A 25276-nucleotide genomic window follows, 5' to 3' on the forward strand; every position below is an offset into this window, starting at 1 on the left:
CGGTTATCGCGGGGGTGCTCGGCACCGGCGTGGCGGCCACTGTGGACGTGGCGCGGACCGCGCCGGGCGTGCACGCCGAGGCCGACCGGCACCGGTCGCTGGTGGACACGCTCGGCGCGCTCGACGTGCGGAACGTCCGCGGCGGCTACTGGACGTGCAACCGGCTCACCTACGCGACAGGCGAGAACGTGCTCTGCGCCGTGGTCGACGACGACCTGACCCCCGGGTTCGACAGGCTGCCCGCGTACCGGCGGGAGGTGTCGGCCGACCCGGACGCGGCGTGGGTGACACCGGCCGGCTCGCCGCTGGCCGCGCGGCTGGACGAGCGCCTCGGCGCCGAATCGGGGACGCTCGACGTCGTCACCGTGGCCGGCTGGCGGATCTACCTGCCCCGCCACTGACGCAGGCCCGGCCCGGCTACCGGCCCGGCCCGGCGCTCGGCTGTGACGGTCGGCTGGCCCGGCGCTCGATCGGCCTGACGCGTCCTGACGCGAAGCGGGATGGTCCGGCGCGCTACCGGGCGCGGCGCTGTGCCGGGGCGGGCGGCGGAGGGTCGAGCAGGCCGAGGCGGTGCGCCAGCGCGGCGGCCTCCACCCGGTTGGTCACGTCGAGCTTGGCGATGATCCGGGACACGTGCACGCTCGCCGTCTTCGGTGAGATAAACAGGCGCTCGGCGATCCGGCTGTTGCTGTGCCCCTCGGCGACCAGCCGCAGCACCTCCTGTTCCCGGCTGGTCAGCAGGTCCGGCCCGGGTCGCCCGGTGCCGCGCAGCCCGACCCGGCGGGCAAGCGTCGCCGCCTGCTCGCCCAGCGGGGTGGCACCCAGCCGGGCGGCCAACTCGGCCGTCTCCCGTACCGCGGCGGCCACCTCGTCGCGCTCGCCCGCTGCCGCGGCCGCCTCGGCCAGCCCGAGCAGCGCCCGGCCCAGCGGGTACGGCTGCCCGGCCGCCCGCCACGCCGCCACCGTCGCCCGCCACGCGGCGAGCGCGTCGGCGGGACCGGTGGGCGCCGTCCCGCCGAGGATCGCGGTGACGTGGGCGGCGTGGGCGTGCTCGGCCGGGTGCCGGGCCGGCAGCGCGGCGGCCACCGCCGACACGTCGGCGGCGAGCGTCGCGTCCCCGGTCAGCGCGGCGGTACGCGCCAGCGCGTTCAGCACCGGCCAGCCCTCGCGGGGCAGGTCGGCCAGGTGCGCGTCGGCCAGGGCGGCGCGCGCCGCGCGTACCGCCTCGGGCTTGTCGTCGGCGGCGAGCGCGGCCTCCACGCGCAGCTCGTGCAGCGGCAGCCGGTGGTTCGGCCAGAGGTACGGGCGGCCGAGGAACGCCAGCGCCCGCCCGACGACCTCGTCCGCGCCCGGATGGGCGCGGGCCAGGTGGAGCCCGGCGCGCAGTTGCAGCCAGTGCAGCCCGGACACGCCGGGCGGGTCGATGCGGGCGGCCTCGGCGCAGGTGGCGTCCGCCTCGTCCCAGCGGCCCAGCGCGATCAGTGCCTCGGCCCGGTTCGACAGCAGGTACGCCCCGATCGAGCGGCTGATGCCGACCCGGCGCGCCTCGCTCACCCCGGCCGCGGCCGCCTGTTCGGACTCGTCGTAGCGGCCCAGCTCGTAGAGCACGTCGGAGAGGAAGACCAGTGCGCTGACCAGGGCCCACGAGTCGTCGGCCGCACGGGCCCGCGCCTCCACCCGGCGCAGCTCGGCCAGCCCCAGCTCCGGCGTGCCGTCGATGCGGTGCAGCAGGGCGATCCGGGTGGGCAGCAGCACCAGGTCGGTGCCGACCTCGGACGCGCCGGCCGCGGCCTCGGTGGCGACCGAGGCGGCCTCCCGAGGGTCGACCTTCATCAGGTGCGACGCGATGTCGGCGAGCACACCGAGCCGTTCCGGGCCGTGCGGCGCACCCGCCGCCAGCCGGTACGCCTCGCGCAGCTCGGCCGCGCCGTCGCTCTTGCCGAGCAGCGCGAACAACCGGCCCCGGTGGTCGAGCAGGCGCGCCGCGCGCAGCGGTTCGGCGTCGGCGTCGACCTCGGCCAGCGCGGCCCGGGTGAGCGTGAGCGCCCGGCTGAGGTCTCCGGCGGTCACCGCCGCGGTGAGCGTGTCCTCCAGCACCCGCAGATGGTCCATGCCGAGCCGGTCGGCGGCGTCGGGCACCTGCTCCCAGAGTTCGAGGACGCGCTCCAGCAGCCGGCTCTGCTCGGCGTACGCGTACCGCTCGGCCGCCGCCTCGGCGGCGACCCGGGCCGAGGTGAGCGCGCGCGGGTGGTCGTGTGCCGCGTACCAGTGGTGGGCGATCTCGGCCGGCGCGCGACCGGCGGCGACCAGGTGCGGCTGAGCCTCGATCGCCGCGGCGTACCGGGCGTGCAGCCGCGCGTGCTCGCCGGGCAGCAGGTCGTCGTGCACGGCCTCGCGGACCAGCGCGTGCCGGAACTCGTAGTCGCCGTCCGGGTCGGCCACCACGAGCTGACCGGCGACGGCGGCGCGCAGCGCGTCCTCCAGTTCGGCCTCGGGCAGGCCGGCCACCTCGGCGAGGAGCTGGTGGGCGAACCGGGTGCCCCCGGCGGCGGCGATCCGCAGCACCCGCTGGGCCGGCTCGGGCAGCCGGTCGACGCGGGCCAGCAGCAGGTCGCGCAGCGTCTCCGGGATGGCCGCGCAGCCGACCGGGCCACCGGCGGCGGCCAGCTCCTCGATGAAGAACGGGTTGCCCTGGGTGCGTTCGTGCACGTCGTCGACGGTCCGGGCGACCTGCTCGGTGCCGAGCAGGTCGGCCAGCACGGCGGCGGTGCCGTCGCGGTCGAGGCGGCCCAGCTCGATCCGGTCCACGCCGCGGACCCGGTCCAGCTCGGCGAGGAACGGCCGCAGCGGGTGCCCCCGGTGCAGCTCGTCGGTGCGGTACGTGCAGACCACCAGCAGGCGGGTGGCGCGGGCGGCCCGCACCAGGAAGCCGATCAGATCCCGGGTGGACCGGTCGGCCCAGTGCAGGTCCTCGATCACCAGCACCAGCGGGCGTTCCTCGGCGATCCGCCGGAACAGCTCGGCGACCAGGTCGAACAGGTAGCCGCGCGGGGTGTCGGCGAGGGCTGGCCCGGCGGGCGCGGCGACGCCGGCGGGCATCCGGGCCAGCTCCGGCAGCAGCCGGGCGAACTCCGCCTCGTAGCCGGCGAAGGCGGCCGGCCCGTCGTGGCGCAGCACGTCGCGCAGCGCGGCGGCGAACGGGGCGAACGGGAGGCCCGCCTCGCCCAGCTCCAGGCACTGGCCGACGAGCAGGCGCGCGCCGGCGGCGTCCACCTGCGTGCCGAACTCCTCCAGCAGCCGGGTCTTGCCGACGCCCGCTTCGCCGCCGACGAGCACCGTCGCCGGCTCGCCGGTCCGGGACCGGGCCAGCGCGTCGCCGAGCGCGGCCAGCTCGGGCCGGCGGCCGACGAGGACGGTGCTGGCGGCGCGTACGGTCACGCCGTCGAGCATGCCACGGCCCTCCGACGGCCCTACCGGGCCGATCGGACGGCGGATGGCCGCCGGTCCGGCCGCCCCCGTGACGGCCGGACCGGCGAACTCCCCCACGGCACCGGCCGCGCCCACATTCCCGGGGACGGCCGGACCGGCGAACTCCCCACGACCCACAGCACCGGCCGCACCGGCGAGCCCGGCGACGGCCGCCGGTGCGGTCACCGGCGGGCGTCGGCGGGGCGGGCGTTGTGCTGGCGGCGGCTGAGCCAGCCGCGCGGGTGCCGGCGTGGCAGCGACCGGGCGAGCCGGTCCTGGGCCGCGTCGGCCTGCAGCTCGGCGGCGTGGCTGCGGTGGATGCTGAGGATGAGGTCTGCGTCGTTGCCGAACATCTCGGATCTCCCTGTCGTGCGGTGTGTCCCTGTCGAGATCGACTCTCCGCGCGAAGGTGCCCCCGGGGCATGGGTACGCCGCCTGATCTTCGGCCGTCCCGCCTCCTTACCGGCGGGCCGATTCGGGACGGCGCGGCGGTAAGGTACTCAGCCCACGGCGCAGGGGGCGGCCACGGATCAACGGGGTGCGCGCCGACCACTAGACTCTGCGGTATGGCAAAGCCCCAGGAGAAGGTCTCGTTCGGCCAGCGGCTGAAGCAGATCGGGATGGTGTTCCGGTTCACCGCCAAGCAGGACAAGTGGTTCGCGCCGCTGACCGCGGCGGCGGTGCTGATCCCGCTCGCGCTCACCGTGGTCGCGGTGATCGCCTGGGGCTGGATCTGGTTGCCGATCGGCATCCTGCTCGCCCTGCTCGCCGTGCTGATCGTGCTCAACCTGCGCTCCAACAAGGCGATGATGAACGCCGCCGAGGGGCAGCCGGGCGCGGCGGCGCAGATCATGGAGAGCATGCGCGGCGACTGGCGGGTCACCCCGGCGGTCAGCTCCACCACCCAGATGGACATGGTGCACCTGGTGGTGGGCCGGCAGGGTGTGATCCTGCTGGCCGAGGGCAACCCGCAGCGCGTACGCGGCCTGCTCGGCCAGGAGAAGCGCCGCCTGGCGAAGGTGATCGGCACCGCTCCGCTGCACGACTACGTGATCGGGCAGGGCGAGGGTGAGCTGCCGGTCCGCAAGCTGCGGATGACGCTGATGCGGCTGCCCCGCGCCCTGTCCCCCAACGACGTCAACGCGCTCGACAAGCGGCTCAAGGCGCTCACCGCGCGGCCGCAGATGCCCAAGGGCGCGATCCCGAAGAACATGCGGCCGGCGCGTGGCGCGTTCCGGCAGACCCGGGGTCGCTGACCTCCGGCGTACGCGAGAAAGGAGCCGGTCCCGTGCGGGGCCGGCTCCTTTCTCGTGCGGGTCAGCGGCGCGGGGCGTCGGTGACGACCGACCCGGCGAGCCGGTCGTGCAGGCCGCGCCGGTGCTCGTCCATCAGCAGCGCCGGCACCACGAGGGCCAGCAGAAAGCCGCGCAGCAGTCCGCGGAGCGGCCCGATCCGGCCGCCGTCGGCCCAGGACACGCAGCGCAGCCGGGTCAGGTACATGCCGGGGGTCTGGGCGAACAGGCCGATGAAGAAGCCGTACTCCAGGATCAGCACCAGGACCGGCGGCCAGCCGTCGCGCACCGGGTCGGAGAAGGCCCGGGCGACCATCAGGCACAGCACCCAGTCGATGATCAGGGCGCCGAAGCGGCGGCCGAGGCTGGGCGGGGTGAAGGCGGGGTCGGTGGCGGGCGGCACCGGTGTGGCGGCGGTATCGGTCACAGCGGCCAGGGTAGCGCCACCGCGGCCCCTGACGAAAAATACGACATTCGGCATCAGAGGGTGCCGGGATGACGCTCCGCAAGCGACGTAACACGGCGGAAACAGACGAGACACGGTCGGGCAACCCCCCGGCCATAGCGTCGCCAGTAGCCAGCTAACGGAGTGGACCTGCCAGGAGGACGTGTGTTCGCCAATTCCGAGGAACTCCTGCGATACCTCGCCAACGAGGACGTGAAGTTCGTCGACGTACGTTTCTGTGACCTGCCCGGCGTGATGCAGCACTTCAACCTGCCGGTCGAGTCGTTCGACGACAGCGTCTTCACCGACGGCCTCGCCTTCGACGGATCCTCGATCCGCGGCTTCCAGGCCATCCACGAGTCCGACATGCTCCTGCTGCCGGACGTCGCCACCGCCTTCATCGACCCGTTCCGGGCCCAGAAGACGCTCGCGCTCAACTTCTTCATCCACGACCCGTTCACCCGCGAGGCGTACTCCCGCGACCCGCGCAACGTCGCGAAGAAGGCCGAGGCGTACCTCGCCGCCAGCGGCATCGCCGACACCGCCTACTTCGGCGCCGAGGCGGAGTTCTACATCTTCGACTCCATCCGCCACGAGACCTCGGCGCACCAGTCGTTCTACTACATCGACTCGATCGAGGGCGCCTGGAACAGCGGCCGCATCGAGGAGGGCGGCAACCGCGGCTACAAGACCGCCTACAAGGGCGGCTACTTCCCGGTGCCGCCGGTGGACCACTACGCCGACCTGCGCGACCGGATCGTGCGGCGTCTCGTCGACGGCGGCTTCACGGTCGAGCGGTCGCACCACGAGGTCGGCACCGCCGGCCAGTCGGAGATCAACTACAAGTTCTCCACCCTGCTGCACGCCGCCGACCAGCTCCAGCTGTTCAAGTACATCGTCAAGAACGAGACCTGGGCCGCCGGCAAGACCGCCACGTTCATGCCGAAGCCGCTGTTCGGTGACAACGGTTCCGGCATGCACACCCACCAGAGCCTGTGGCGTGGCGGCGAGCCGCTGTTCTACGACGAGACCGGCTACGCCGGGCTGTCCGACACCGCGCGCTGGTACATCGGCGGCCTGCTGCACCACGCCCCGTCGCTGCTGGCCTTCACCAACCCGACGGTGAACTCCTACCGTCGTCTGGTGCCGGGCTTCGAGGCGCCGGTCAACCTGGTCTACTCGCAGCGCAACCGCTCCGCGTGCACCCGCATCCCGGTGACCGGCAGCAACCCGAAGGCCAAGCGCGTCGAGTTCCGGGTGCCGGACCCGTCGAGCAACCCGTACCTGGCGTTCTCGGCGATGATGATGGCCGGCCTGGACGGCATCAAGAACAAGATCGAGCCGCCGGCGCCGATCGACAAGGACCTCTACGACCTGCCGCCGGAGGAGTGGGGCGACGTCAAGCAGGTCCCGGGTTCGCTGCCGGAGGTGCTCAACGCGCTCGAGGCCGACCACGACTACCTGCTCGACGGCGGCGTGTTCACGCCGGACCTGATCTCGACCTGGGTCGACTGGAAGCGGGCCAACGAGGTCGACCCGGTGCGTCTGCGCCCGACCCCGCACGAGTTCGCGATGTACTTCGACTGCTGAGGTAGATCAAGGCGCCGACCTGCACGAATCGGGTCCGACCTGACGGACGGCGGTCATGCCGGCTCACAGCCGGCGTGGCCGCCGTTTCGTGTCGAGCGGCACGTGCTGATCGTGGCATGGCCGGATGTCAGCGATGATGAGGCGACCGCTCGTAGGGGTAGTGATGACAACACGACCGACGCTGTTCCTGACCGTAGGACTGCCGGGCACCGGGAAGACCACGGAGGCGCGGCGCATAGAGGTCGAGGAGAAGGCCCTTCGTCTGACGAAGGACGAGTGGGTGAAGGCCCTCTACGGGCTGGCGAACCCGCCGTCGGCTTCGGACGTCATCGAGGGACGGCTCATCGAGATCGCGCTGCGGGCGCTCGAACTCGGCGTCAACGTCGTCATCGACTTCGGCCTCTGGGGCCGAGATGAGCGCTCGGCTCTACGACAGGCAGCAGCCGACCTCGGAGCGTCGGTGACGATGCGCTACTTCCAGCTCACACCGGCCGAGCAGCGGCAACGGCTTGACCGGCGGCAGGCCGAGGAGCCGCACACGACCTGGCACATGTCCGACGAGGAACTCGCCACGTGGGCTGCCGTCATGAGCATCCCGACGCCGGGGGAACTGGACGGCAGTGAACCTGTCGACGATCCACCGGCCGGGTTCGCCACCTGGGACGAGTGGCGCAGGCACCGCTGGCCTGCCGTCATCTCCTAGAACCGCGTGGGAACGTCCACACGACCGCCACGACCACCACCAGCGCCGTCATCAGCACCGCGCCCGGTGCCTTGCTGAACCGGGCCAGGTTGGATCCGTCCGGCAGGGTGAGCGCCGAGGCCACCGCGCAGGGCGCCACGAACCAGACCTGCCGGGCCAGCGGCACCGCCGCGACCGCGAGCACTGTCAGCGGCCAGATCGCGTACCAGGGGTGGAAGACCGGGGCGAGCAGCACCGTGGCGGCGAGCGCCAGCCCCGCGCCGAGCAGCGCCACCCGGGGGCGGGCCAGCGTCAGCCGGGCCACCCGCTGCCGGGCGTCGTTGAGCCGCCGCAGCGCCGTCCACGCCTGCCACCAGAGCGCGACGAGCGTCCCGGCGAGCAGCACCAGCGCGACCGTCCGGGCCACCGGCACCGCCGCCGGCCGCTGCCCGGCCAGTTCACCGGCGTAGTCGATCACGAAGCCGATCGCTGTGGGCGGGGAGGTCCACTGCTGCGAGTCGCCGCTGTGGCCGAGCCCTTCCACCCAGCCCAGCCCGAGGCCGGTGGCGAGCGACACGACCAGCAGCGTGCCGAGCACCGACGCGGCGAGTTGCCCGCCGTCGCGCAGCAGCGCCCGCCAGGTGTAGCGGCCGAGCACGGCGGCGAGCGCCGCGAACGGCAGCACCACGACGGCGACCGCCTTCACCGCCACGGCCAGGCCCAGCAGCACCCCGGCGACCAGCAGCGCGCGTGGCTTGCCCGGCAGGCGGACCAGCACCAGCAGGCCGAGCAGGAGCAGCCCGAGCGCGAGCGCGTCGTTGTGCGCGCCCGCCACCAGGTGGATCCCGACCAGCGGGCACGCGAGCACCAGCCAGGCGGCGCGGCGGGTGGGCACCCCGGCGGCGCGAGCCAGGCCGGGCAGGCAGAGCGCGGCCAGCAGCACCCCGGCCACCGCGACCAGCCGCAGCGCCACGATCGTCCCGATCAGGCCGCCACCGGCGAGAACCGCGAGCCCGGCCAGCAGCACGAAGAACGGCCCGTACGGCGCCGGGGTGTCCCGCCAGATCGGCGACACCGAGTCGGTCCACGGGCAGCCGGCCGCCGCGACCCCCATCCGGTACGGGCTGAGCCCCTGCGTCCACGTCCAGCCCTGGCAGGCGTACGAGTAGACGTCGCGGCTGCCGATCGGCGGCGCGGCGAGCAGCGGCAGCGACCAGAGCCCGGCGGTCACGTACGCCCACCGGCCGGACGGTGCGCCCCACCGCAGCGACCACCAGGCGCCCACCAGCAGCAGCGTCCCGGCCAGCCAGCAGCCGAGCGTCACCGGCCCGTGCGGTGCGGCCCAGATCGCGGCGAGCGTGCCGCGCGGTGGTGTGCCCGGTAGCGCGCCGCCGAGCCATCCGGCGACGGTGAGCAGCACGGCACCGGCGAGGCCGGTGTAGCGGGCGAGACCGGCGGCGATCGGCCGGACGGGTCCGTCGGGCTCGCTCACCGGCACACTCCTCAGTCCACGGGAACCGGCTGCCGGCCCTTGCGAGCCGACCGTACCAACCACACGACCACCCCGATCACGAACAGGGTCATCAAGGGCGCACCGGGCATCTTGGTGTACCGGGGTAAACCGGTGCCGTCGGCCAGCACCAGGAACGACGACACCACTGTGACGATCGAGAACCAGAGCGTGCGGTGCGCGGTGGCGGCGAGCACGGCCAGCGGCCACAGCCAGTACCAGGGGTGGAACAGCGGGGAGAGCGCGACGGTGGCGGTGAGCGCCAGCCCGGCGTGCCAGAACGGCTCACCGCGACGGAACGACCGGAACCAGAGCCAGATCAGCACGACGACCAGCACGACCATGCCGATCGCCCGGGTCACCGGCAGCGCGTCGACGTGCACGCCGAACGGCGCCAGCAGGTAGCCGACGGTCTGCCCCACCGCCGTCGGCGGCGACGTCCAGGCCACCACCAGCCCGCCCTGTTCCAGCCCGCCGACGAACCCCAGCCCCAGCCCGGAGGCGAGGGTCACGGCGGCGAGCGCGGCGAGCGAGCCGCCGACCACCCACCCGCCGTCGCGCACCAGCGTCCTGATCCGGTACGCCCCGACGATCGCGGCCAGCGCGGCGAACGGCATCACGACCAGCGCGGTGATCTTGACGGCGGCGGCCAGTCCGAGCAGCGCCCCACCGGCGAGCAGCGGTCCGGGCCGGCCCGGCCGGGCGGCCACCACCGCCAGCCCGGCCACGAGCAGGCCGATCATCAGCGCGTCGTTGTGCGCGCCGGACACCAGGTGCACGGGCACCAGCGGGCTCGCCAGCGCCAGCCAGAGCGCCCGCCGTGGCGGCACCCCGCAGCGGCGGGCCAGCACCGGCAGCGCCCACGCGGTGAGCGCCACCCCGGCCACGGCCAGCACCCGGAACAGCGCGACGGCGGCGAGCAGCGAGCCGGTGGCCTCCACCACCGCGCCGGCGAGCAGCACGAACAGCGGCCCGTACGGCGCCGGGGTGTCCCGCCAGATGTAGGAGATGGTGTCCAGCCAGGGGCAGGGCAGCGCTGAGACGCCCTGCTCATAGGGGTTGATCCCGGCGGAGAAGCTGGCGCCCTGGCAGGCGTACGCGTACACGTCCCGGCTGCCCAGCGGCGGCGCGACCAGCATCGGCAGCAGCCACAGCGCGACTGTGACCAGCACCCACCGGGAGGACGGCACCCGGTCCCGCAGCGACCACCAGGCCCACGCCAGCAGCGCGGTGCCGACCAGCCACAACCCGATGATCAGCGGCCCGTTCGGGCCCTGCCAGATGCTGACCGGGGTGGGACGCAACTCGCCGTCGGGCAGGGCGCCGCCGAGGAACGCGGCCACGGCGAGCAGCACCGAACCCGCCAGGCCGATCCAGCGCGAGAGGTGGTGAGGCACGTCCGACATGCTGCCAGTACGGTGGTTCGCGATCAGGAGGTGGGCATGCGGGGCGGTCGGGTGGTGGCGGTCTCCGCCGTGTCGGCGCTCGTCCTCGCCGTGCTCTACCTCACGCTGCCGGCCACCGGTTCGGACCTGTCCGCGCAGGTCGCCCGCGCCGGGTTCTTCGCCGAGCACGGGGCCGCCCTGGTCGACCTGCGCTGGTACGGCGGCGTGCACCCGTGGGGCTACAGCCTCGTCTCGCCGCCGCTGATGGCACTGCTCGGGGTACGCGTCACCGGCGCGCTCGCCCTGCTCGCCTCCGCCACCGCGTTCGCCGCCCTGCTGGTACGCACCCGGGTGCCCCGCCCGCTGCTCGGCAGCCTGGTCGGCGTGGTCACGATCGCCGGCAACCTGGTGTCCGGCCGGGTCACGTACGCCCTCGGCGTCGCGTTCGGCCTGGCCGCGCTGCTCGCGCTCACGGTCCCCGCCCGCCGCACCCGTCCCGCCGCCGCTGCCGATGGTGTCGCTGCCGGGCCGGCCGGTCCCGGCGCTGCCGGTGGCGGCCGGAACGTCTGGGCGGCCGTCGCCGCCGGTGCCGCCGCGCTGCTCGCCTCGGCGGCCAGCCCGGTGGCCGGGCTGTTCGTCGGGCTCGCCGGCGTCGCGCTGCTGCTGTCCCGCCGGTACGCCGACGGCCTGCTGCTCGCCGTACCGGCCGCGGTGCCGCTGGCAGTGACCGGGCTGCTGTTCGGCGAGGGCGGCTGGATGAACATCAGCACGGCCGACACCGTGCACGCCGTGGTGACGAGCCTGGTGGTGGCGGCTCTCGTGGCGTACCGGCCGGTGCGGGTGGGCGCGCTGCTGTCCGCGGCCGGGGTGCTGGCGTCGGCGCTGCTGCACACACCGGTCGGGCTGAACGCCACCCGCCTGGTGGTGATGTTCGCGCTGCCGGTGCTGGCCGCCGCGGCGACGCCCCCCGCATGGTTCACCGCGAGCCGCCTCGGCGGCCGACTCGGCGCGGGCCGACTCGGCGCGGGCCGACTCGGCGCGGGCCGTCCCGACAGCGACGCGCATGGCATTGGCCGGCTCGGCCAGGGTCGGTCCCGCCGGGCCGTCGGAGCGGCCGGGCTTGCCGCCCTGCTCGCCGTCGTCTGCTGGTGGCAGCCGCCGGTGGTCACCGCCGACCTGCGCAGCGCCGACGATCCGACGGCCGACCCGGCGTACTTCGCTCCGCTGCGCGCGGAACTGGCCCGGCGCGGGCTCACCGGACGGGTGGAGGTGCCGCCGACCCGCAACTACTGGGAGGCGGCCCACATGGGGGACGTACCACTGGCCCGGGGCTGGCTGCGGCAGGCCGACATCGACCGCAACGCACTGTTCTTCACCACTGTGCCCGGCGCGGACGGCACCGGCGTCCCGCTGACCCCGATCACCTACCGGGACTGGCTGGCCGACAACGCGGTGCAGTACGTGGCAGTGCCCGATGCCGAGTTCTCCTGGGTGGGGCGATCCGAGGCGAAGCTGGTCGAGCTGGGCCAGCCGTACCTGACCGAGGTCTGGTCGAACCGGCACTGGAAGCTGTACGCGGTGGCCGAACCCACCCCGATCGTCGGCGCGCCGGGTGAGCTGATCAGCCAGGACGGCGCCTCGATCACGTTCCGCGCCCTCGCCCCCGGCCCGATCCCGATCCGGGTACGCCACGACCGCTGGCTCACCGTCTCCAACGGCGCCACGGTCACCCGAGCCGGCAAGTGGACCACCGTGACGGTCCCCCAACCCGGCACCTACACCCTCACGAGCTGACCCGGGTAGAGATCTTGGTACGAAAAGGCCCCCATAGGGGCCGTTTGCTACCAAGATCTCTCGGCGCTGCCGAGATGCGGAACGCATGGCTCGCGTGTCGGGACAAGCCTCGGTAGAGGAGCAGCGAAGGCGGTCAGCGAGGCCCCGGCACGCCGTGGCACCCGGGCCGGCATCCGGGCTCGGGTCTAGAGGGGGGACTCCAGGATGCGCTGGACGACTGTGCGGGAGTGGCGGCCGGTGCGCAGGTACTCGTCGAGGAACTCGCCCTGGTCCTCGCGCCCCAGCAACCGCACCACACCGGCCAGCTCCACCCCGTGCCGGGGCAACTGGTCGCCGGCCCGGCCGCGTACCAGCATCAACGCGTCGCGCACCTCGGCGGCGAGCGTCCAGCCGGCCGCCAGCTCGGCGGCGTCGGAGGCGTCGAGCAGCCCGGCGTCGCGGGCGGCGGCGAGGGCGTCGAGCGTACGGGTGCCGCGCAGGGCGGGCACCTGACCGGCGTAGCGGAGCTGGAGCAACTGCACCGCCCACTCGACGTCGGCGAGCCCGCCCCGGCCCAGCTTGGTGTGGGTGGCCGGGTCGGCGCCCCGGGGCAGCCGCTCGGTCTCCACCCGCGCCTTGATCCGGCGGATCTCGACCACCTGCTCGCGGCTCAGCCCTTCGGCCGGGTAGCGCACCGGCTCGATCATGGCCTCGAACTCGGCGCCCAGGTCGGCGTCGCCGCAGACGAACCGGGCGCGCAGCAGCGCCTGCGCTTCCCACACCCGGGACCAGCGCGCGTAGTACTGCGCGTACGCGGCCAGGCTGCGGACCAGCGGGCCCTGCCGGCCCTCGGGGCGCAGGTCGGCGTCGACGCCCAGCGGCGGGTCGGGGGCGGGCGCGGACAGCAGCCGGCGCAACTCCTCGGCGATGGCGTGCGCTGCTGCGCTCGCCGCGCTCTCCTCCACCCCGGGCGGCGGGTCGTAGACGAACAGCACGTCGGCGTCGGAGAGGTAGTTCGACTCGTACCCGCCGAGCCGGCCCATGCCGATCACCGCGAAGCGCAGGCCGGGCGGTCCGGGGTGGACGGTACGGGCGGCGCGCAGCGCGGCGGCCAGCGTGGCGTCGGCGACGTGCGACAGCGCGGTGCCGACAGCCGTCACGTCCACCACTGTGGGCCGGCGTTCCCCGCCGCCGACCGGGCGCGGGGTGAGCGGGGCGAGCGAACCGGCGCGGCTGAGCACGTCGGCGGCGGCGATCCGGACCAGTTCCCGGCGGCGCAGCGCGCGGACCGCCCGGATCGCCTCGACCGGGTCGTCGTGGCGGGCGGCAGCGGCGGCGAAGCCGTCGACGAGCGTCTCCCGTGGACGCGGGGTCAGTTCGCTGTCCTCGGCGAGCAGCCGCAGCGCCTCCGGTTCGCGGGCCAGCATGTCGGCCGCGTACCGGGACGAGGACAGCACCCGGGCCAGCCGGCGTGCCACCGGGCCGGAGTCGCGCAGCAGGCGCAGGTACCAGGGGGTGCTGCCGAGCTTGTCGGAGACCTGCCGGTAGTTGAGCAGGCCGCGGTCCGGTTCGGGGGCGTCGGCGAACTCGTCGAGCAGCACCGGAAGCAGCGTGCGCTGGATGGCGGCGGTCCGGCTGACCCCGCCGGTGAGCGCCTGGAGGTGCCGCAGCGCGCCGGCCGGATCGGCGAAGCCGAGCACCTCCAGCCGGTGCCGGGCCGCCTCGGGCGTGAGGCGCAGCCCTTCGGCCGGTACGCGGGCCACGGATTCGAGCAGCGGCCGGTAGAGCAGTTTGGCGTGCAGCCGGCGTACCTCGGTGGCGTGGGTGACCCACTCGGCGCGGAACTCCTCGACGGCGCTGCGGCCCGGCGTGGCCGCGTAGCCGAGCGCGGCGGCGAGCCAGCGCAGCGCGGCCGGTTCGGTCGGCACGGTGTGGGTGCGGCGCAGGGCCTGGAGCTGGAGCCGGTGCTCGACGGCGCGCAGGAAGCGGTAGCCGCGCAGGAGCGCCTCCCCGTCGGCGCGGCCCACGTAGCCGCCGGCGACGAGCGCGCGCAGCGCCGGCACGGTGCCGGGCACCCGCAGCGACTCGTCGCCCCGGCCGTGCACGAGCTGGAGCAGCTGGACGGCGAACTCGATGTCGCGCAGCCCGCCCGGGCCGCGCTTGATCTCGCGTTCCAGCTCCTTCGGCGGCACGTTGTCGAGGATCTTGCGGCGCATGGACCGGACGTCCTCGACCGCCTCGGGGCGTTCGGCGGCGGTCCACACGAGCGGGGCCAGCGCGTCGATCCACTCCTTTGCGAGTTCCAGGTCGCCGGCGGCCGGGCGGGCCTTGAGCAGCGCCTGGAACTCCCAGGTGCGCGCCCAGCGCTTGTAGTAGGCGAGGTGGCTGGCGAGCGTGCGCACCAGCGGCCCCCGGTTGCCCTCGGGGCGCAGCGCCGCGTCGACCGGCCACGCCACCAGCCCGCAGATCTGGATCAGCCGGGTGGCGATCTGGGTCGCGGCGGGCAGGTCGTCGTCGGTGGCGGAGACGAAGATGACGTCGACGTCGGAGACGTAGTTCAGCTCGTCGCCGCCGCACTTGCCCATCGCCACCACTGCCAGCCGGGGGCGCGGTGTGCCCGCCGGCAGCTCGTCGGCGGCGATGTCGTAGGCGGCGGCCAGCGTGGCGTCGGCCAGCCCGGACAGCGCCGCCATGGTCTGCTCCAGGCCGCGCCCGCCGGTCAGGTCGGCCGCCGCGATCCGCAGCAGCGCGAGCCGGTACGCCTGCCGCAGCAGCGGGACCGCGCCGGTGACGGTGGTGAGCCGGGCGGCGACGCCGAGGTCGAGCCGCCCTTCCGCGGTGGGGGCGAGCCCGTCCGGCTCGGTCGCCAGCACCGCCCACTGCCCGGGGTTGGCGACCAGATGGTCGCCGAGCGCGGACGAGGCGCCGAGCACCGCGATCAGCCGGCGGCGCAGCCCGGGGTCGGCGGCCAGGGCGTCGCGTACGGCCACCTCGTCGCCGGAGCGCCGCTCGGACTCGACCAGCCGGTGCAGCTGACGCAGGGCCAGGTCCGGGTCGGCGGCGCGGGACAGCGCGGCGAGCAGTTCGGCGGCGCGTTCGTCGGCGGGTTCCTGGGTGTCGGGCCGCCACAGGGCGAGCCCGTCCGGGCCGAGCAGATCCGCGGCGCGGGTGGCGCCGTCACCCTCGGCGAATCCGTAGCGGGCCAGGCGCCCGCGGGCCGGCCGGGTCACCGTCAGGCTCCGAGCAGCGGCAGGCTACGGCGCGGGTTGTCGTCGCCGAGTTCGCCGAGCGCGAGCGCGGCGAACCGGATCGCGAACGGCTGCCACGCCTCCTCGACGTCGGCCATCACCCGGTCGCAGGCCGCCACCACCAGCTCCGGGTCGTAGCCCAGCTCGGCCAGCACGGCCGAGTCGCGGGACCACTCGGCGATCATCGCGGTGTCGCACTCGATGTGGAACTGCAGGCCCCAGGCCCGGTCGCCGAGGCGGAACGCCTGGTGCGGGTAGCGGGTGGACGCGGCGAGCAGCGTCGCGCCGTGCGGCAGTTCGGTGATCTCGTCGGCGTGCCACTGGAGGACGTCGGGCATCAGCGGCACGTACCGGAACAGGGGGTCGTCCTCGGCGGCGTCGCGCCGCCCGACGAGCGCCGGACCGACCTCCGGACCGGACGGGCTGCGTTCGACCCGGCCGGCGTGCGCGGTGGCCAGCAGTTGCGCGCCGAGGCAGACGGCGAGCGTGGGCACGCGCCCGCGGACCGCCTTGCGCAGCAGCCCCTCCAGCGCCGGGAACCAGGGCGCGCCGGGGCCGCCGTCGGACCCCGGGTATGCCTGCTGGTCGCCGCCGAGCACCACGAGCGCGGCGTATCCCTCCAGGTCGCCGGGGAGCGGATCACCGGCGTGCGGACGCAGCACGCGCAGCTCAAGGCCCCCTTCGGTGAGCCACTCCCCCAGGCGGCGGAGGTCGTCGGTCGGGTCGTTCTCGATCACCAGCGCGGTCGCCACGACGTCGAGGCTAACCGGTACGCCCGACAGGGCACGGTCCGGCAGGCCCTAGGCTCCGATCGTGCCTGACGACTGCCTGCGCCCACCGGCCCTGCGTCCCGGCGACGCGGTGATGCTGGTGTCCCCGTCCGGGCCGACCCGTCCCGAACGGGTGGCCCGCGGCATCGAGCTGCTCACCGGCTGGGGGCTGCGGCCGGTGCCCGCGCCGAACGCGTACGCCAGGCGGGGTTACCTGGCCGGCGACGACGCGCTGCGGGCCGCGGACCTGAACGCGGCGTTCGCCGACCCGGAGATCCGCGGGGTGATCTGCACCCGGGGCGGCTACGGCGCGCAGCGGGTGGTCGACCTGATCGACATGGCGGCGGTACGCCGGGATCCGAAGGTGGTGGCCGGGTTCTCCGACATCACCGCGTTGCAGTTCGCGCTCTGGCGGGGCGCCCGCCTGGCCGGGGTGCACGGGCCGGGCGCCGCGTGGCGGGACGAGCGCACGCCGATCCGCTCGGCGGAGTCGCTGCACGCCGCGCTGACCAGCGCCGAGCCGGTGACTGTGACGGCGGTCGAGGCGGAGGAGACGTTCCCGGTGCGGGTGCCCGGCCGGGCCGAGGGCCGGCTGCTCGGCGGCAACCTGTGCCTGATCACCGCGTCCATCGGCACCCCGGACATGCCCGACCTGACCGGGGCGATCCTGCTGGTCGAGGAGGTGCAGGAGCCGCCGTACAAGATCGACCGAATGCTCACCCACCTGCGCCGCTGCGGTGCGCTGGACGGAATCGCCGGGGTGGCTGTCGGCCAGTTCACCGAGTGCGCGGACGGCTGGGACACCACTGTCGTGGACGTGCTCACCGACCGCCTGGGCGACCTGGGCGTGCCGGTCCTCGGCGGCCTGCCCATCGGCCACGGCCCCAACCAGCTCACCGTCCCGGTGGGTACCCCCGCCACCCTGGACGCCACCACAGGCACCCTGACGGCAACCGCCGCCGTCCGCCAAGGCTGAGGCCCACCCCGGCGATCATGAGGTTGGCGGCAGTTCAGAGATCCACAACTGCCGCCAACCTCATGATCAACGCGGCGAGGGCGTGAGGCGGGCCACGGCGCCGATCTCCAAGGCCGCCCAGACCGCGCCGTCGGGGGTGACCGTGAGGCCGTGGGGTTCCGAGGCCGGGGTGGGCAGGGTGTGGGCGGTAATGTGACCGTCCGGGTCGATGTGGCCGATGCGGTTGGCGCCCCACTCGGTGAACCAGCAGCCACCGGCCGGATCGGCGACGATCGCGTGCGGGCGCGCCGCCCGGTCCGGCAGCGGGAACTCGTCGATCCGCCCGTCCGGCGTGATCCGGCCGATCTGCCCGGCGACGATCTCGACGAACCAGAGCGCGCCGTCACCGCCCCGGGTGATGCCGACCGGCCCGGCCGCCTCGGTGGGCAGCGGATGCACAGTCACCGACCCGTCCAGGCCGACCCGGGCGATCGCGTTCGCCTGGTTGAGCGTGAGCCAGAGCGCGTCGTCCGGCCCGGCCGCCAGCATCGACGGGAAACCCCTGGTCACCGGCAGCGGGAAGGACGTCACCTCCCCGTCGACGCTCACCCGGCCGATCGTGTCGTCGCTCATGCCGGCGTACCAGAGCGCGCCGTCCGCACCGACCACCAGCCCGCAGGGGCCGCAGCCGGGCGGCAGCGCCACCGAGCCGATCTCGCCGTCGACTGTGATCCGGCCGAGCCGGTCGTCGCCCGAGCGGGTGTACCAGAGCGCGCCGTCGGGGCCGCCGACGATGATCAGCGGGCGGCTGCCGGGCGGGCCGTCGCGGTAGGTCCGTACCTCACCGTCGAGGCCGAGCCGGGCGACGCCGCCGGAGCCGGCCAACGCCAGCCAGAGCGCGCCGTCGGGCCCGACCGTGATCGAGTACGGCCCGGAGCCCGGCCCGGTGAGCGGGATCTCGCGGATGGCGGGCTGTGTCATCGAGTGGCCTTTCGTCGGGTTTCGCCCAGCCTCGCGGGCGCTCCGGCACCCCGGCAACACGAATAATTCGGGCCTTCCGGACGGGATTGCCAGCTCGCTGACAGGTTCGCCACGGGTGGCCCTCAGTTCCGGCGACCACTGTCGGTGACGTCATCGCACCACCACCGAACAGGAGAATCGCATGATCCGCACGATGTCGAAGAAGCACCTGCTGGCCGGCCTGGCCGCCGCCGGCGTGCTCGGCGTCGGGATCGCCGCCCCGACGGTGGCGCTCGCCGACGACAAGAGCCCGAACCCGTCTTCGAGCGCCAGCAGCACCACCGACCAGGGTGACGACCGCCGCCAGAAGCACGCCGACCGGCAGGCCGAGTTCGCCGAGGCGCTCGCCAAGGAGCTGGGCGTCTCGACCGACAAGGTCGCCGCGGCGCTGGAGAAGCTGCACGAGCAGCGCCAGGGCGATCGCCCGGAGCGGCCGGAGCGGCCGTCGACCGAGGACCGGCAGGCCGCGCTGAAGGAGCGGCTCGACCAGGCCGTCACCGACGGCAAGCTCACCCAGGAGCAGGCCGACGCGGTGCTCAAGGCCGCCGAGGCGGGCGTGTTCCCGGGCCCGGGCAAGGGCGGCCCGGACGGCAGGCCCGGCCACCACGGCAAGGGTGGCGACAAGGGCGGCCCGGAGGGCAAGGCCGACCAGGGCGCCGAGGCCGAGCAGGAGGGCCAGGGCGGCAAGTGACGCGGTGGCCCCGCCGCCCCTCACCGGCCGTTCCCTCCTCCTGGCCGGCGCCCGGCGGGGCCACCCACGCCTGATCCCCTCGGACCGCGGCGGGGTGGTGGTGCACTCGCACCGCCACCCCGCCGCGCCCGTGTCAGCGCAGGTACGGCCCGTCCGCGCCGATCTTGCCCGGCGCCGGGTTGCCGGGCAGGTCGAGCACGTAGACCCGGAGGTTGCCCTTGCCGCCGGCCGCGGCGGTGAGCGTGCCGTCGGTGACCGTCTTCACGTCGCCGGTGACCGCGTCCACGTACCGGCCGTTCGGCACCCCGCGGAACGTGGCGCCGCCGGACACGGTGACCAGCGCGAAGCTGTCCACCGTGCCCTGGGTGAAGCGCCGCTTGTACGCCATCGCGCCGCTCACACCCTCGGTCGAGTACTGCCCCTTCTGCAGGGCCGGCACTGCCCGCCGGATCAGGTTGAGCCGCTGCACGTGCTTGACCAGCGGCTGGGCGAGCGTGGTGGCCACCGCCCCGCCGGCCGAGCCGACCACCCCGAAGTCGGCGGCGGTGACGCTGCCGGCCAGGTGGTCGCCGTAGTAGGCCCGCCCGGTGGTGGCGAGCGGGCAGGTCGGCCCGCAGTCGATCCGGGCGCCCTTGCGGAACTCGATCTCCGAACCGTAGTAGAGCGTCGGGATGCCGCGGAACGTCCACATCAGGCTCATGTTCTCCGCCCAGGCGTCGGTGCCGCCGGTGTACCGGGTGGAGGACTTGTTCGGCCCGTAGTCGTGGCTGTCGACGTAGACCACGTTGTACGTGGCGTCGTTGTAGCTGTCGTCGGAGTCCTTCCCGTTGCCGAACGCGTTGCCGGCGTCGGAGAAGTTCATGTGCATCCGCATGTCGATGACGTTCATGCCGGAGAACTGCGAGCGGTCCGGCGCGTGGTACGTGTTGCCGCGCAGGAACGCGTTGTCGGTGGTCGGCTGCCCGTTCGGGCCGAGCAGCTGCTCGTGGTCGTACTGCTCGATCGCGGCGCGGACGTCGTCCGGGCTGTACTCCTTGCGCTCCTTCCAGGTGTAGAACTGCGCGGAGTGGTTGACCGAGCCGCGGTTCCACTTGTCGTTGACGAACGCGGCCACCTCGCCGAAGACGTAGAAGTCCTTGCCCTTCTCGCCGAACCGGGCGACCGCGTGCTGCTGGATGGCGGGCAGGAAGCGCCGGTTCCAGGTGACCCGGGGGATGTGCACGGCGGTGTCGATCCGGAAGCCGTCCACACCCATGTCGATGAACCTGTTGTACGCGTCGATCAGGTACTGCTGCACGGCGGCGTTCTCGGTGTTGAAGTCGGCCAGGTCCTCGTGCAGCCAGCAACTGCGTGAGTCCTCGCCCTCCCAGTTGCCGATCCAGCACTGGTGGTACTTGTCGGCGGGGAAGATCTTGCTGGTCGGGACCGGCCACTGGCACTGGTAGAGCGTGTAGCCCTCTGGGCTGCGCCCGCCGGTCGGCGTACCCCAGTTCAGGCACTGGTTGCCGGCCGGCGCAGCGGACGACCACACGTCGCCGTTGTAGGGCCGGCCCTTGGCCTTGGCGTTCTGCGCCGGGGTGAGCGCCGGGTCGTTCCCGGTCGCCTCGACCATCGGGTCGTACTCCCGGCCGGCCTGCGGCTGGTCGTAGTACCACTTCCACTGGTCGTCGCGGGTGCCGTAGACGGTGGGCGTGAACAGGCCCTTGGCACCCCACCGGGAGCTGTGGTTGTAGACCACGTCCTGGAAGATCTTGATGCCCTTGGCGTGCGCGGCGTTGATCAGGTCCTGGTAGGAGGCGCCCGCGCTCTCCAGCCGCGGGTCCACCCGGTAGAAGTCCCAGCCGTGGTAGCCGTGGAAGTCGTAGTCGGACCGGTTGAGCACGACCGGGGTGATCCAGAGCGCTGAGAAGCCGAGCGCCTTGATGTAGTCGAGCTTGTCGACCAGCCCCTTGAAGTCGCCCCGGAACATCGGGTCGTCGTTGGCCGCGTTGCCGGAGGCGACGTGCTGGCTGCCGCCGCGGTTGTTCGTGGGATCGCCGTCGGCGAACCGGGCGGTCATCACGAAGTAGATGGTGTCCTCGCGCGGGTCGCCGCCGAGCGGGGTGCCGCCGGTCTGCGGGGCGCCGGTGGTCGCGGAGGCGGGCGCACTCGCCGCCGACCGGTTGCCGGCCGCGTCCAGGGCCCGCACGGTCCAGGTGTACGCGGTGCCGGGCCGCAGGTCGTACGCGACGTGCCGGGTGGTGGCGCTGGTGACCGTGGTGCCGCCGGCTCCCCCGGTGCGGGTCAGCTCGTACCCGGTGACGCCCCGGTCGTCGGTGGCGGCGGTCCAGGTCAGGGTGACCGCCAGACCGTCGGCGACGGCGGTGAGGCCGCCCGGCGTGGACGGCGGGGTGGTGTCCGGGGTGACCGGCGCGCACGGGTCCGCGGCGGCGGCGGTGACCCGGCCGTTGTCGACGACGCTGCGCCCCGCGCCCAGGGTGTAGTCCGCGCCGCCGTTGTTGTCCCAGGCGCCGGCGGTGTTGTTGAACGCGGCGGTCAGGCCGGTGGCCGTGCCGAGGTCGACGATCCGGCGGGCCCAGCCGGCGCAGCGCGCCTCCATGGCGACGCCCGGCGCGGTGGTCCAGGCGCCGCCGGTGGGCCGGTAGTGCAGGTTCGCGGCGGTCCAGCCGCGCGGCGTGAGGTGGTACCAGACCTCGGCGGTGTTCCCCGGCGTCGGGCTCGGCGCGACAGTGGCGGACGGGCTCGGAGTCGGGGTGCCGGACGGCGACGGGGTGGCGCACGGGTCGCCCGTGCCGATCCGGCCGGCGGCGACGGTCACGGTGCCGGCACCGAGGCGATAGTTGGCGCCGTTGTTGTTGTCCCAGACGCCGCTGCCGTTGGTGAAGACGACCTGGGCGCCGGTGGCAGCGCCCAGGTCGACGGTCTTGCGACGCCAGCCGGCGCAGGCGGTGTCCATCGGCACGCCGGGCACCGGCGTCCAGGCCTGCCCGTCCACGCCGTAGTGGATGTTGACGGACGCGCCCCAGGCGGCCGGTGGCTGGTAGTAGACGGTGACGGTGTTCGCCGCCGCGGCGGCGGTGAACGGCAGCAGCGCGGCGAGCACGCCGGCGGCGAGCGCGAGCGCTCCCCACCGGCGGCGGTTGGTGGTGGTGCCCCTCATGGCGCTCTCCTGACACCCACGCCCGCACGACGGGCGCAAGGGGATGAAGGCGTTGCAAGAACTTGCGACGCGTGGTGCCAGGAAGTTACCAGCTTCGATTCCACGAAACCAGTAGTTCACAGTAGACACGGGCGTAACAGGTTGCACCGCCCGCAACGGCTTGCTCCCGGCCGGCGACGGCCAGGCCGGGAGCAGGGGCGCGCGCTCAGCCCGCGGCGGGCGGGGTGAAGACGCCGAGCAGGTTGCCCGACGGGTCGCGCAGCAGGGCACGCACCAGACCGGCCGGCGTGGTCACCGGGGCCGTCAGAACGGTGCCGCCGGTCGCCTCCGCCCGGCGGCAGGTCTCCGGCACGTCCGCCACCTCGGCGTAGAAGATCGCGTAATTGCCGGTGTCGGTGTCCCGGATCGCGCCGCCGATCCCCCGCTCACCGCCGGCCGTCGTCTGCCGGTACGACAGGCCCGGGCCGCCCTGCTCGTCGAAACTCCAGCCGAACAGCTCGGAGTAGAACCGCTGCGCCTCGTCCGGGCGGTCGGAGCCGATCTCGAACCAGGTCACGGGCTTGCTGGACATGCTTCCTCCTGAGATTCGCGCCGGCGGTCGGCCGGCGTCGTCAGGATTCAGCCTCGTATCGGGCCACGACAGCGTCCTGTCGGTGTTTCCACCCGGATCAGACCAGGGCGAGCGGGCGCACCCGGTCGACCGGCACGTCGAGGTCGCCGGGACGCAACTCCCGGGTCACCGGCTCGGCGAGCGGGTGCACCGACACGATCCGGTCGGTGCGGAAGCAGCGCACACCGTCGCGCAGCCGGCACCAGGCGACCAGGTACCAGTGCACCGAGTTGCCCAGGTAGGCCAGCGGCTCCACGTCGCGCGCCGAATCGGCACCGCCGCGGTCGGCGTACCGCAGGCGCAGGACCCGCCCGGCGGCGACCGCGTCGGCGACGGCGGCCGGGACGGGTGTGCCCGGCCCGTCGCCGACCAGGTGCACCCGGCCGGCGAGGCGGTGCGCCTCGGCCACCGCGGCGGGCGGCATCACCGCGACCAGCTTGCGCAGCGCGGCGCCGGCCGCCGGGGCGAACGGTGAGCCGCCGAGCCGGTGCAGCGCGACGGCCATCGCCACCGCCTCGGCCGGTGTCAGGTTGACCGGCGGCAACGTGCGCGCCCGGTCGACCACGTAGCCGCCGGCGCGGCCCGGCTCGGCCCAGATCGGCACCCCGGCGCCCTGCAACGCGGAGATGTCGCGCTCGACGGTGCGGGTGCTCACCTCGAAGCGGCGGGCCAGCCAGGACGCGCTGCGCGGGCGCGGCGAGACCGCCCGCAGCTCCTCGACCAGGGCGTAGAGGCGGTCGGTGCGGTTCACCCCCGGACGCTAACCCGGGGGTACGACACCCCTCAGGCGATGCAGGCGCAGACGATCAGCGCGGCGCCGAAGTGGGTGGCGGCGCTGACCCGGGCCGCCGGGTGCGGCTCGTCGGCGGCGATGACGTCGCCCAGCTTGCCCGGGGTGAGCAGGTCCAGCACCAGGAACGCCAGCGCCATCACCAACAGGCCGACCAGCCCGAACACCACAGTGGACGCGAGCCCCTTGGTGAACGAACTGTAGCTGGTCAGCACGGCGGTGAAGACGATGCCGGCGATGCCGAGCTGGTTGGCGGCGAGCAGCAGCGCGGCGTTGCCGTTGCGGCGCACCCAGATCAGCTCCCGCAGCTTGCCCGGGGTGAGCAGATCGACGAGCAGGAATCCGGCGGCCATCAGGGCGACCCCGACCATCCCGAACACGATGCTCTGCCACGCCCCGTCGAGCAGATCTCCCAGCACCAACGCCTCCCCGGCTCACGCCGCCCGGCGGTGGTGCCGGGGCGGTGCCGCAGACGATAGCGGCACCGCGCCAGCGTGATCTAGAGCGAGAGGTAGCGCTGCCGCTCGTACGGGGTGACCTCGCGGCGGTACTGCTCCCACTCGGAGCGCTTGTTGCGCAGGAAGAAGTCGAAGACGTGCTCGCCGAGCACCTCGGCCACCAGCTCCGAACCGGCCATCACGTCGATCGCCTCGGCCAGGTTCTCCGGCAGCGCCTCGTACCCCATGGCGCGGCGCTCGGCGCTGCTCAGCGACCAGACGTCGTCCTCGGCGCCCGGGGGCAGCTCGTAGCCCTCCTCGATGCCCTTGAGGCCGGCGCCGAGCATCACCGCGAACGCGAGGTAGGGGTTGGTCGCGGAGTCCAGCGAGCGGACCTCGACCCGGGCCGAGTTCGGTTTGCCGTACGCGGGCACCCGCACCAGCGCGGACCGGTTCAGGTGACCCCAGCAGACGTACGCGGGGCTCTCGGTGATCCGGTCCGGCAGCGCCTGCGGGAACAGCCGCTTGTACGAGTTGACCCACTGGTTGGTGACGGCGGTGTACTCCCGGGCGTGGGTGAGCAGCCCGGCGATGAACGACTTCGCGACCTTGGAGAGCTTCATCGGGTCGCCGGCGTCGTGGAACGCGTTGCGCTCCCCCTCGAACAGCGACAGGTGCGTGTGCATGCCGCTGCCCGGCTGGTCGGTGAACGGCTTCGGCATGAAGCTGGCCTGCACGCCGGTGGAGAGCGCGACCTCCTTCACCACGTGCCGGAACGTCATGATGTTGTCGGCGGTGGTGAGCGCGTCGGCGTAGCGCAGGTCGATCTCCTGCTGGCCCGGGGCGACCTCGTGGTGGCTGTACTCCACCGAGATGCCGATCCGCTCCAGCGCCAGCACGGCCTGGCGGCGGAAGTCCCGCGCGACGGCGTGCGTGGTGTGCTCGAAGTAGCCGCCGGTGTCCACCGGGGTGGGCACCGAGCCGTCCTGCGGACCGTTCTCCAGCAGGAAGAACTCGATCTCCGGGTGGGTGTAGAAGGTGAAGCCCTTGTCGGCCGCCCGGGAGAGCATCCGGCGCAGCACGTGCCGCGGGTCGGCCCAGGACGGGCTGCCGTCGGGCAGCATGATGTCGCAGAACATCCGGGCGCTCTCGCCGCTGACCCCGCCCTCGAACGGGAAGACCTGGAACGTGGTCGGGTCCGGCATGGCCACCATGTCCGACTCGAACACCCGGGCGAAGCCCTCGATCGCTGAGCCGTCGAAGCCGATGCCCTCCTCGAAGGCCGCCTCCAGCTCCGCCGGGGCCACCGAGACGCTCTTGAGCGTGCCGAGCACATCGGTGAACCACAGCCGGACGAAACGGATGTCCCGCTCTTCCAGCGTGCGGAGGACGAACTCCTGCTGACGGTCCACTTCCACCCCTCGTGACACGTACGTCCGCACCGGTCGGG

19 protein-coding genes and 1 pseudogene are annotated in these 25276 nt (G+C 73.9%); 7 read left to right on the forward strand and 13 right to left on the reverse strand.

What is annotated here, in order from left to right; all coding sequences use genetic code 11:
- Nucleotides 1–401, forward strand: a pseudogene (locus ABD52_RS09155) (DUF423 domain-containing protein); the annotation flags it as partial.
- Nucleotides 402–513: 112 nt separating this feature from the next.
- On the opposite strand, the gene ABD52_RS09160 reads toward ABD52_RS09155, so the two are convergent.
- Nucleotides 514–3438 carry an AAA family ATPase gene (locus ABD52_RS09160; RefSeq protein WP_235437416.1) on the reverse strand — a complete coding sequence of 975 codons (2925 nt, stop codon included), beginning with the start codon at nt 3436–3438 and terminating at the stop codon, nt 514–516.
- A 212-nt stretch (nt 3439–3650) separates the two neighbouring features.
- Nucleotides 3651–3821, reverse strand: a complete 171-nt coding sequence (locus ABD52_RS40150) for a hypothetical protein (RefSeq protein ID WP_013287746.1) — start codon at nt 3819–3821, stop codon at nt 3651–3653.
- Nucleotides 3822–4034: 213 nt separating this feature from the next.
- On the opposite strand from ABD52_RS40150, the gene ABD52_RS09165 reads away from it, so the two are divergent.
- Nucleotides 4035–4724, forward strand: coding sequence for a DUF4191 domain-containing protein (locus ABD52_RS09165; protein ID WP_047891527.1), 690 nt, complete (start codon nt 4035–4037; stop codon nt 4722–4724).
- 61 nt (nt 4725–4785) lie between these two features.
- Here ABD52_RS09165 and ABD52_RS09170 read toward each other — a convergent pair whose 3' ends face one another.
- Nucleotides 4786–5241 carry an RDD family protein gene (locus tag ABD52_RS09170; RefSeq protein ID WP_047891528.1) on the reverse strand — a complete coding sequence of 152 codons (456 nt, stop codon included), beginning with the start codon at nt 5239–5241 and terminating at the stop codon, nt 4786–4788.
- 129 nt (nt 5242–5370) lie between these two features.
- Between ABD52_RS09170 and glnA (ABD52_RS09175) the strand changes: the two genes are divergently transcribed.
- Together glnA (ABD52_RS09175) and ABD52_RS09180 are read left to right on the forward strand one after the other, a co-directional pair.
- Nucleotides 5371–6795, forward strand: a complete 1425-nt coding sequence (gene glnA, locus ABD52_RS09175) for a type I glutamate--ammonia ligase (RefSeq protein WP_013287749.1) — start codon at nt 5371–5373, stop codon at nt 6793–6795.
- Nucleotides 6796–6958: 163 nt separating this feature from the next.
- The gene (locus ABD52_RS09180; RefSeq protein ID WP_013287750.1) at nt 6959–7498 is read left to right on the forward strand and encodes an ATP-binding protein; all 540 of its coding nucleotides are present in this window, start codon (nt 6959–6961) and stop codon (nt 7496–7498) included.
- Here ABD52_RS09180 and mptB (ABD52_RS09185) read toward each other — a convergent pair.
- Nucleotides 7488–8969, reverse strand: a complete 1482-nt coding sequence (mptB, locus tag ABD52_RS09185) for a polyprenol phosphomannose-dependent alpha 1,6 mannosyltransferase MptB (protein ID WP_047891529.1) — start codon at nt 8967–8969, stop codon at nt 7488–7490. The genes ABD52_RS09180 and mptB (ABD52_RS09185) overlap by 11 nt on opposite strands.
- An 11-nt stretch (nt 8970–8980) precedes the next feature.
- Nucleotides 8981–10384: a polyprenol phosphomannose-dependent alpha 1,6 mannosyltransferase MptB gene (mptB, locus tag ABD52_RS09190; RefSeq protein WP_200905177.1), complete on the reverse strand. Its 1404-nt coding sequence runs from the start codon at nt 10382–10384 to the stop codon at nt 8981–8983.
- A 45-nt stretch (nt 10385–10429) separates the two neighbouring features.
- Between mptB (ABD52_RS09190) and ABD52_RS09195 the strand changes: the two genes are divergently transcribed.
- Entirely contained in the window at nt 10430–12166 is a 1737-nt protein-coding gene (locus tag ABD52_RS09195) for a hypothetical protein (protein ID WP_047891531.1), read from the forward strand.
- 185 nt (nt 12167–12351) lie between these two features.
- On the opposite strand, the gene ABD52_RS09200 is transcribed toward ABD52_RS09195, so the two are convergent.
- Nucleotides 12352–15375, reverse strand: a complete 3024-nt coding sequence (locus ABD52_RS09200; RefSeq protein WP_047891532.1) for a bifunctional [glutamine synthetase] adenylyltransferase/[glutamine synthetase]-adenylyl-L-tyrosine phosphorylase — start codon at nt 15373–15375, stop codon at nt 12352–12354.
- Nucleotides 15376–15377: 2 nt separating this feature from the next.
- The gene (locus ABD52_RS09205) at nt 15378–16145 is read right to left on the reverse strand and encodes a type 1 glutamine amidotransferase (protein ID WP_030273091.1); all 768 of its coding nucleotides are present in this window, start codon (nt 16143–16145) and stop codon (nt 15378–15380) included.
- 58 nt (nt 16146–16203) lie between these two features.
- Here ABD52_RS09205 and ABD52_RS09210 point away from each other — a divergent pair, with 58 nt between their 5' ends.
- Nucleotides 16204–17139, forward strand: coding sequence for an LD-carboxypeptidase (locus tag ABD52_RS09210; RefSeq protein ID WP_041799087.1), 936 nt, complete (start codon nt 16204–16206; stop codon nt 17137–17139).
- Between the two features lie 66 nt (nt 17140–17205).
- On the opposite strand, the gene ABD52_RS09215 is transcribed toward ABD52_RS09210, so the two are convergent.
- A complete protein-coding gene (locus ABD52_RS09215) occupies nt 17206–18099 on the reverse strand; it encodes a virginiamycin B lyase (RefSeq protein WP_047891533.1) in 894 nt (297 codons plus the stop codon).
- A 181-nt stretch (nt 18100–18280) separates the two neighbouring features.
- Between ABD52_RS09215 and ABD52_RS09220 the strand changes: the two genes are divergently transcribed.
- Nucleotides 18281–18829 (forward strand): hypothetical protein, encoded by a 549-nt coding sequence (locus ABD52_RS09220; RefSeq protein ID WP_047891534.1) that lies wholly within the window; start codon nt 18281–18283, stop codon nt 18827–18829.
- Between the two features lie 133 nt (nt 18830–18962).
- Here the strand turns inward: ABD52_RS09220 and ABD52_RS09225 are convergent, their stop codons facing one another.
- The 5 genes from ABD52_RS09225 to glnA (ABD52_RS09245) form a co-directional block, all read right to left on the reverse strand.
- Nucleotides 18963–21989: a carbohydrate binding domain-containing protein gene (locus ABD52_RS09225; RefSeq protein ID WP_047891535.1), complete on the reverse strand. Its 3027-nt coding sequence runs from the start codon at nt 21987–21989 to the stop codon at nt 18963–18965.
- Between the two features lie 205 nt (nt 21990–22194).
- Nucleotides 22195–22560 carry a VOC family protein gene (locus tag ABD52_RS09230; protein WP_047891536.1) on the reverse strand — a complete coding sequence of 122 codons (366 nt, stop codon included), beginning with the start codon at nt 22558–22560 and terminating at the stop codon, nt 22195–22197.
- A 97-nt stretch (nt 22561–22657) separates the two neighbouring features.
- Entirely contained in the window at nt 22658–23350 is a 693-nt protein-coding gene (locus tag ABD52_RS09235; protein ID WP_047891537.1) for a YafY family protein, read from the reverse strand.
- Nucleotides 23351–23382: 32 nt separating this feature from the next.
- The gene (locus ABD52_RS09240; protein ID WP_013287762.1) at nt 23383–23808 is read right to left on the reverse strand and encodes a DUF350 domain-containing protein; all 426 of its coding nucleotides are present in this window, start codon (nt 23806–23808) and stop codon (nt 23383–23385) included.
- Nucleotides 23809–23888: 80 nt separating this feature from the next.
- The gene (gene glnA / locus ABD52_RS09245; RefSeq protein WP_013475676.1) at nt 23889–25238 is read right to left on the reverse strand and encodes a type I glutamate--ammonia ligase; all 1350 of its coding nucleotides are present in this window, start codon (nt 25236–25238) and stop codon (nt 23889–23891) included.
- Nucleotides 25239–25276 lie beyond the last annotated feature (38 nt).

The sequence above is a fragment of the Micromonospora sp. RV43 genome, assembly GCF_001029515.1.
Taxonomy (GTDB): domain Bacteria; phylum Actinomycetota; class Actinomycetes; order Mycobacteriales; family Micromonosporaceae; genus Micromonospora; species Micromonospora aurantiaca.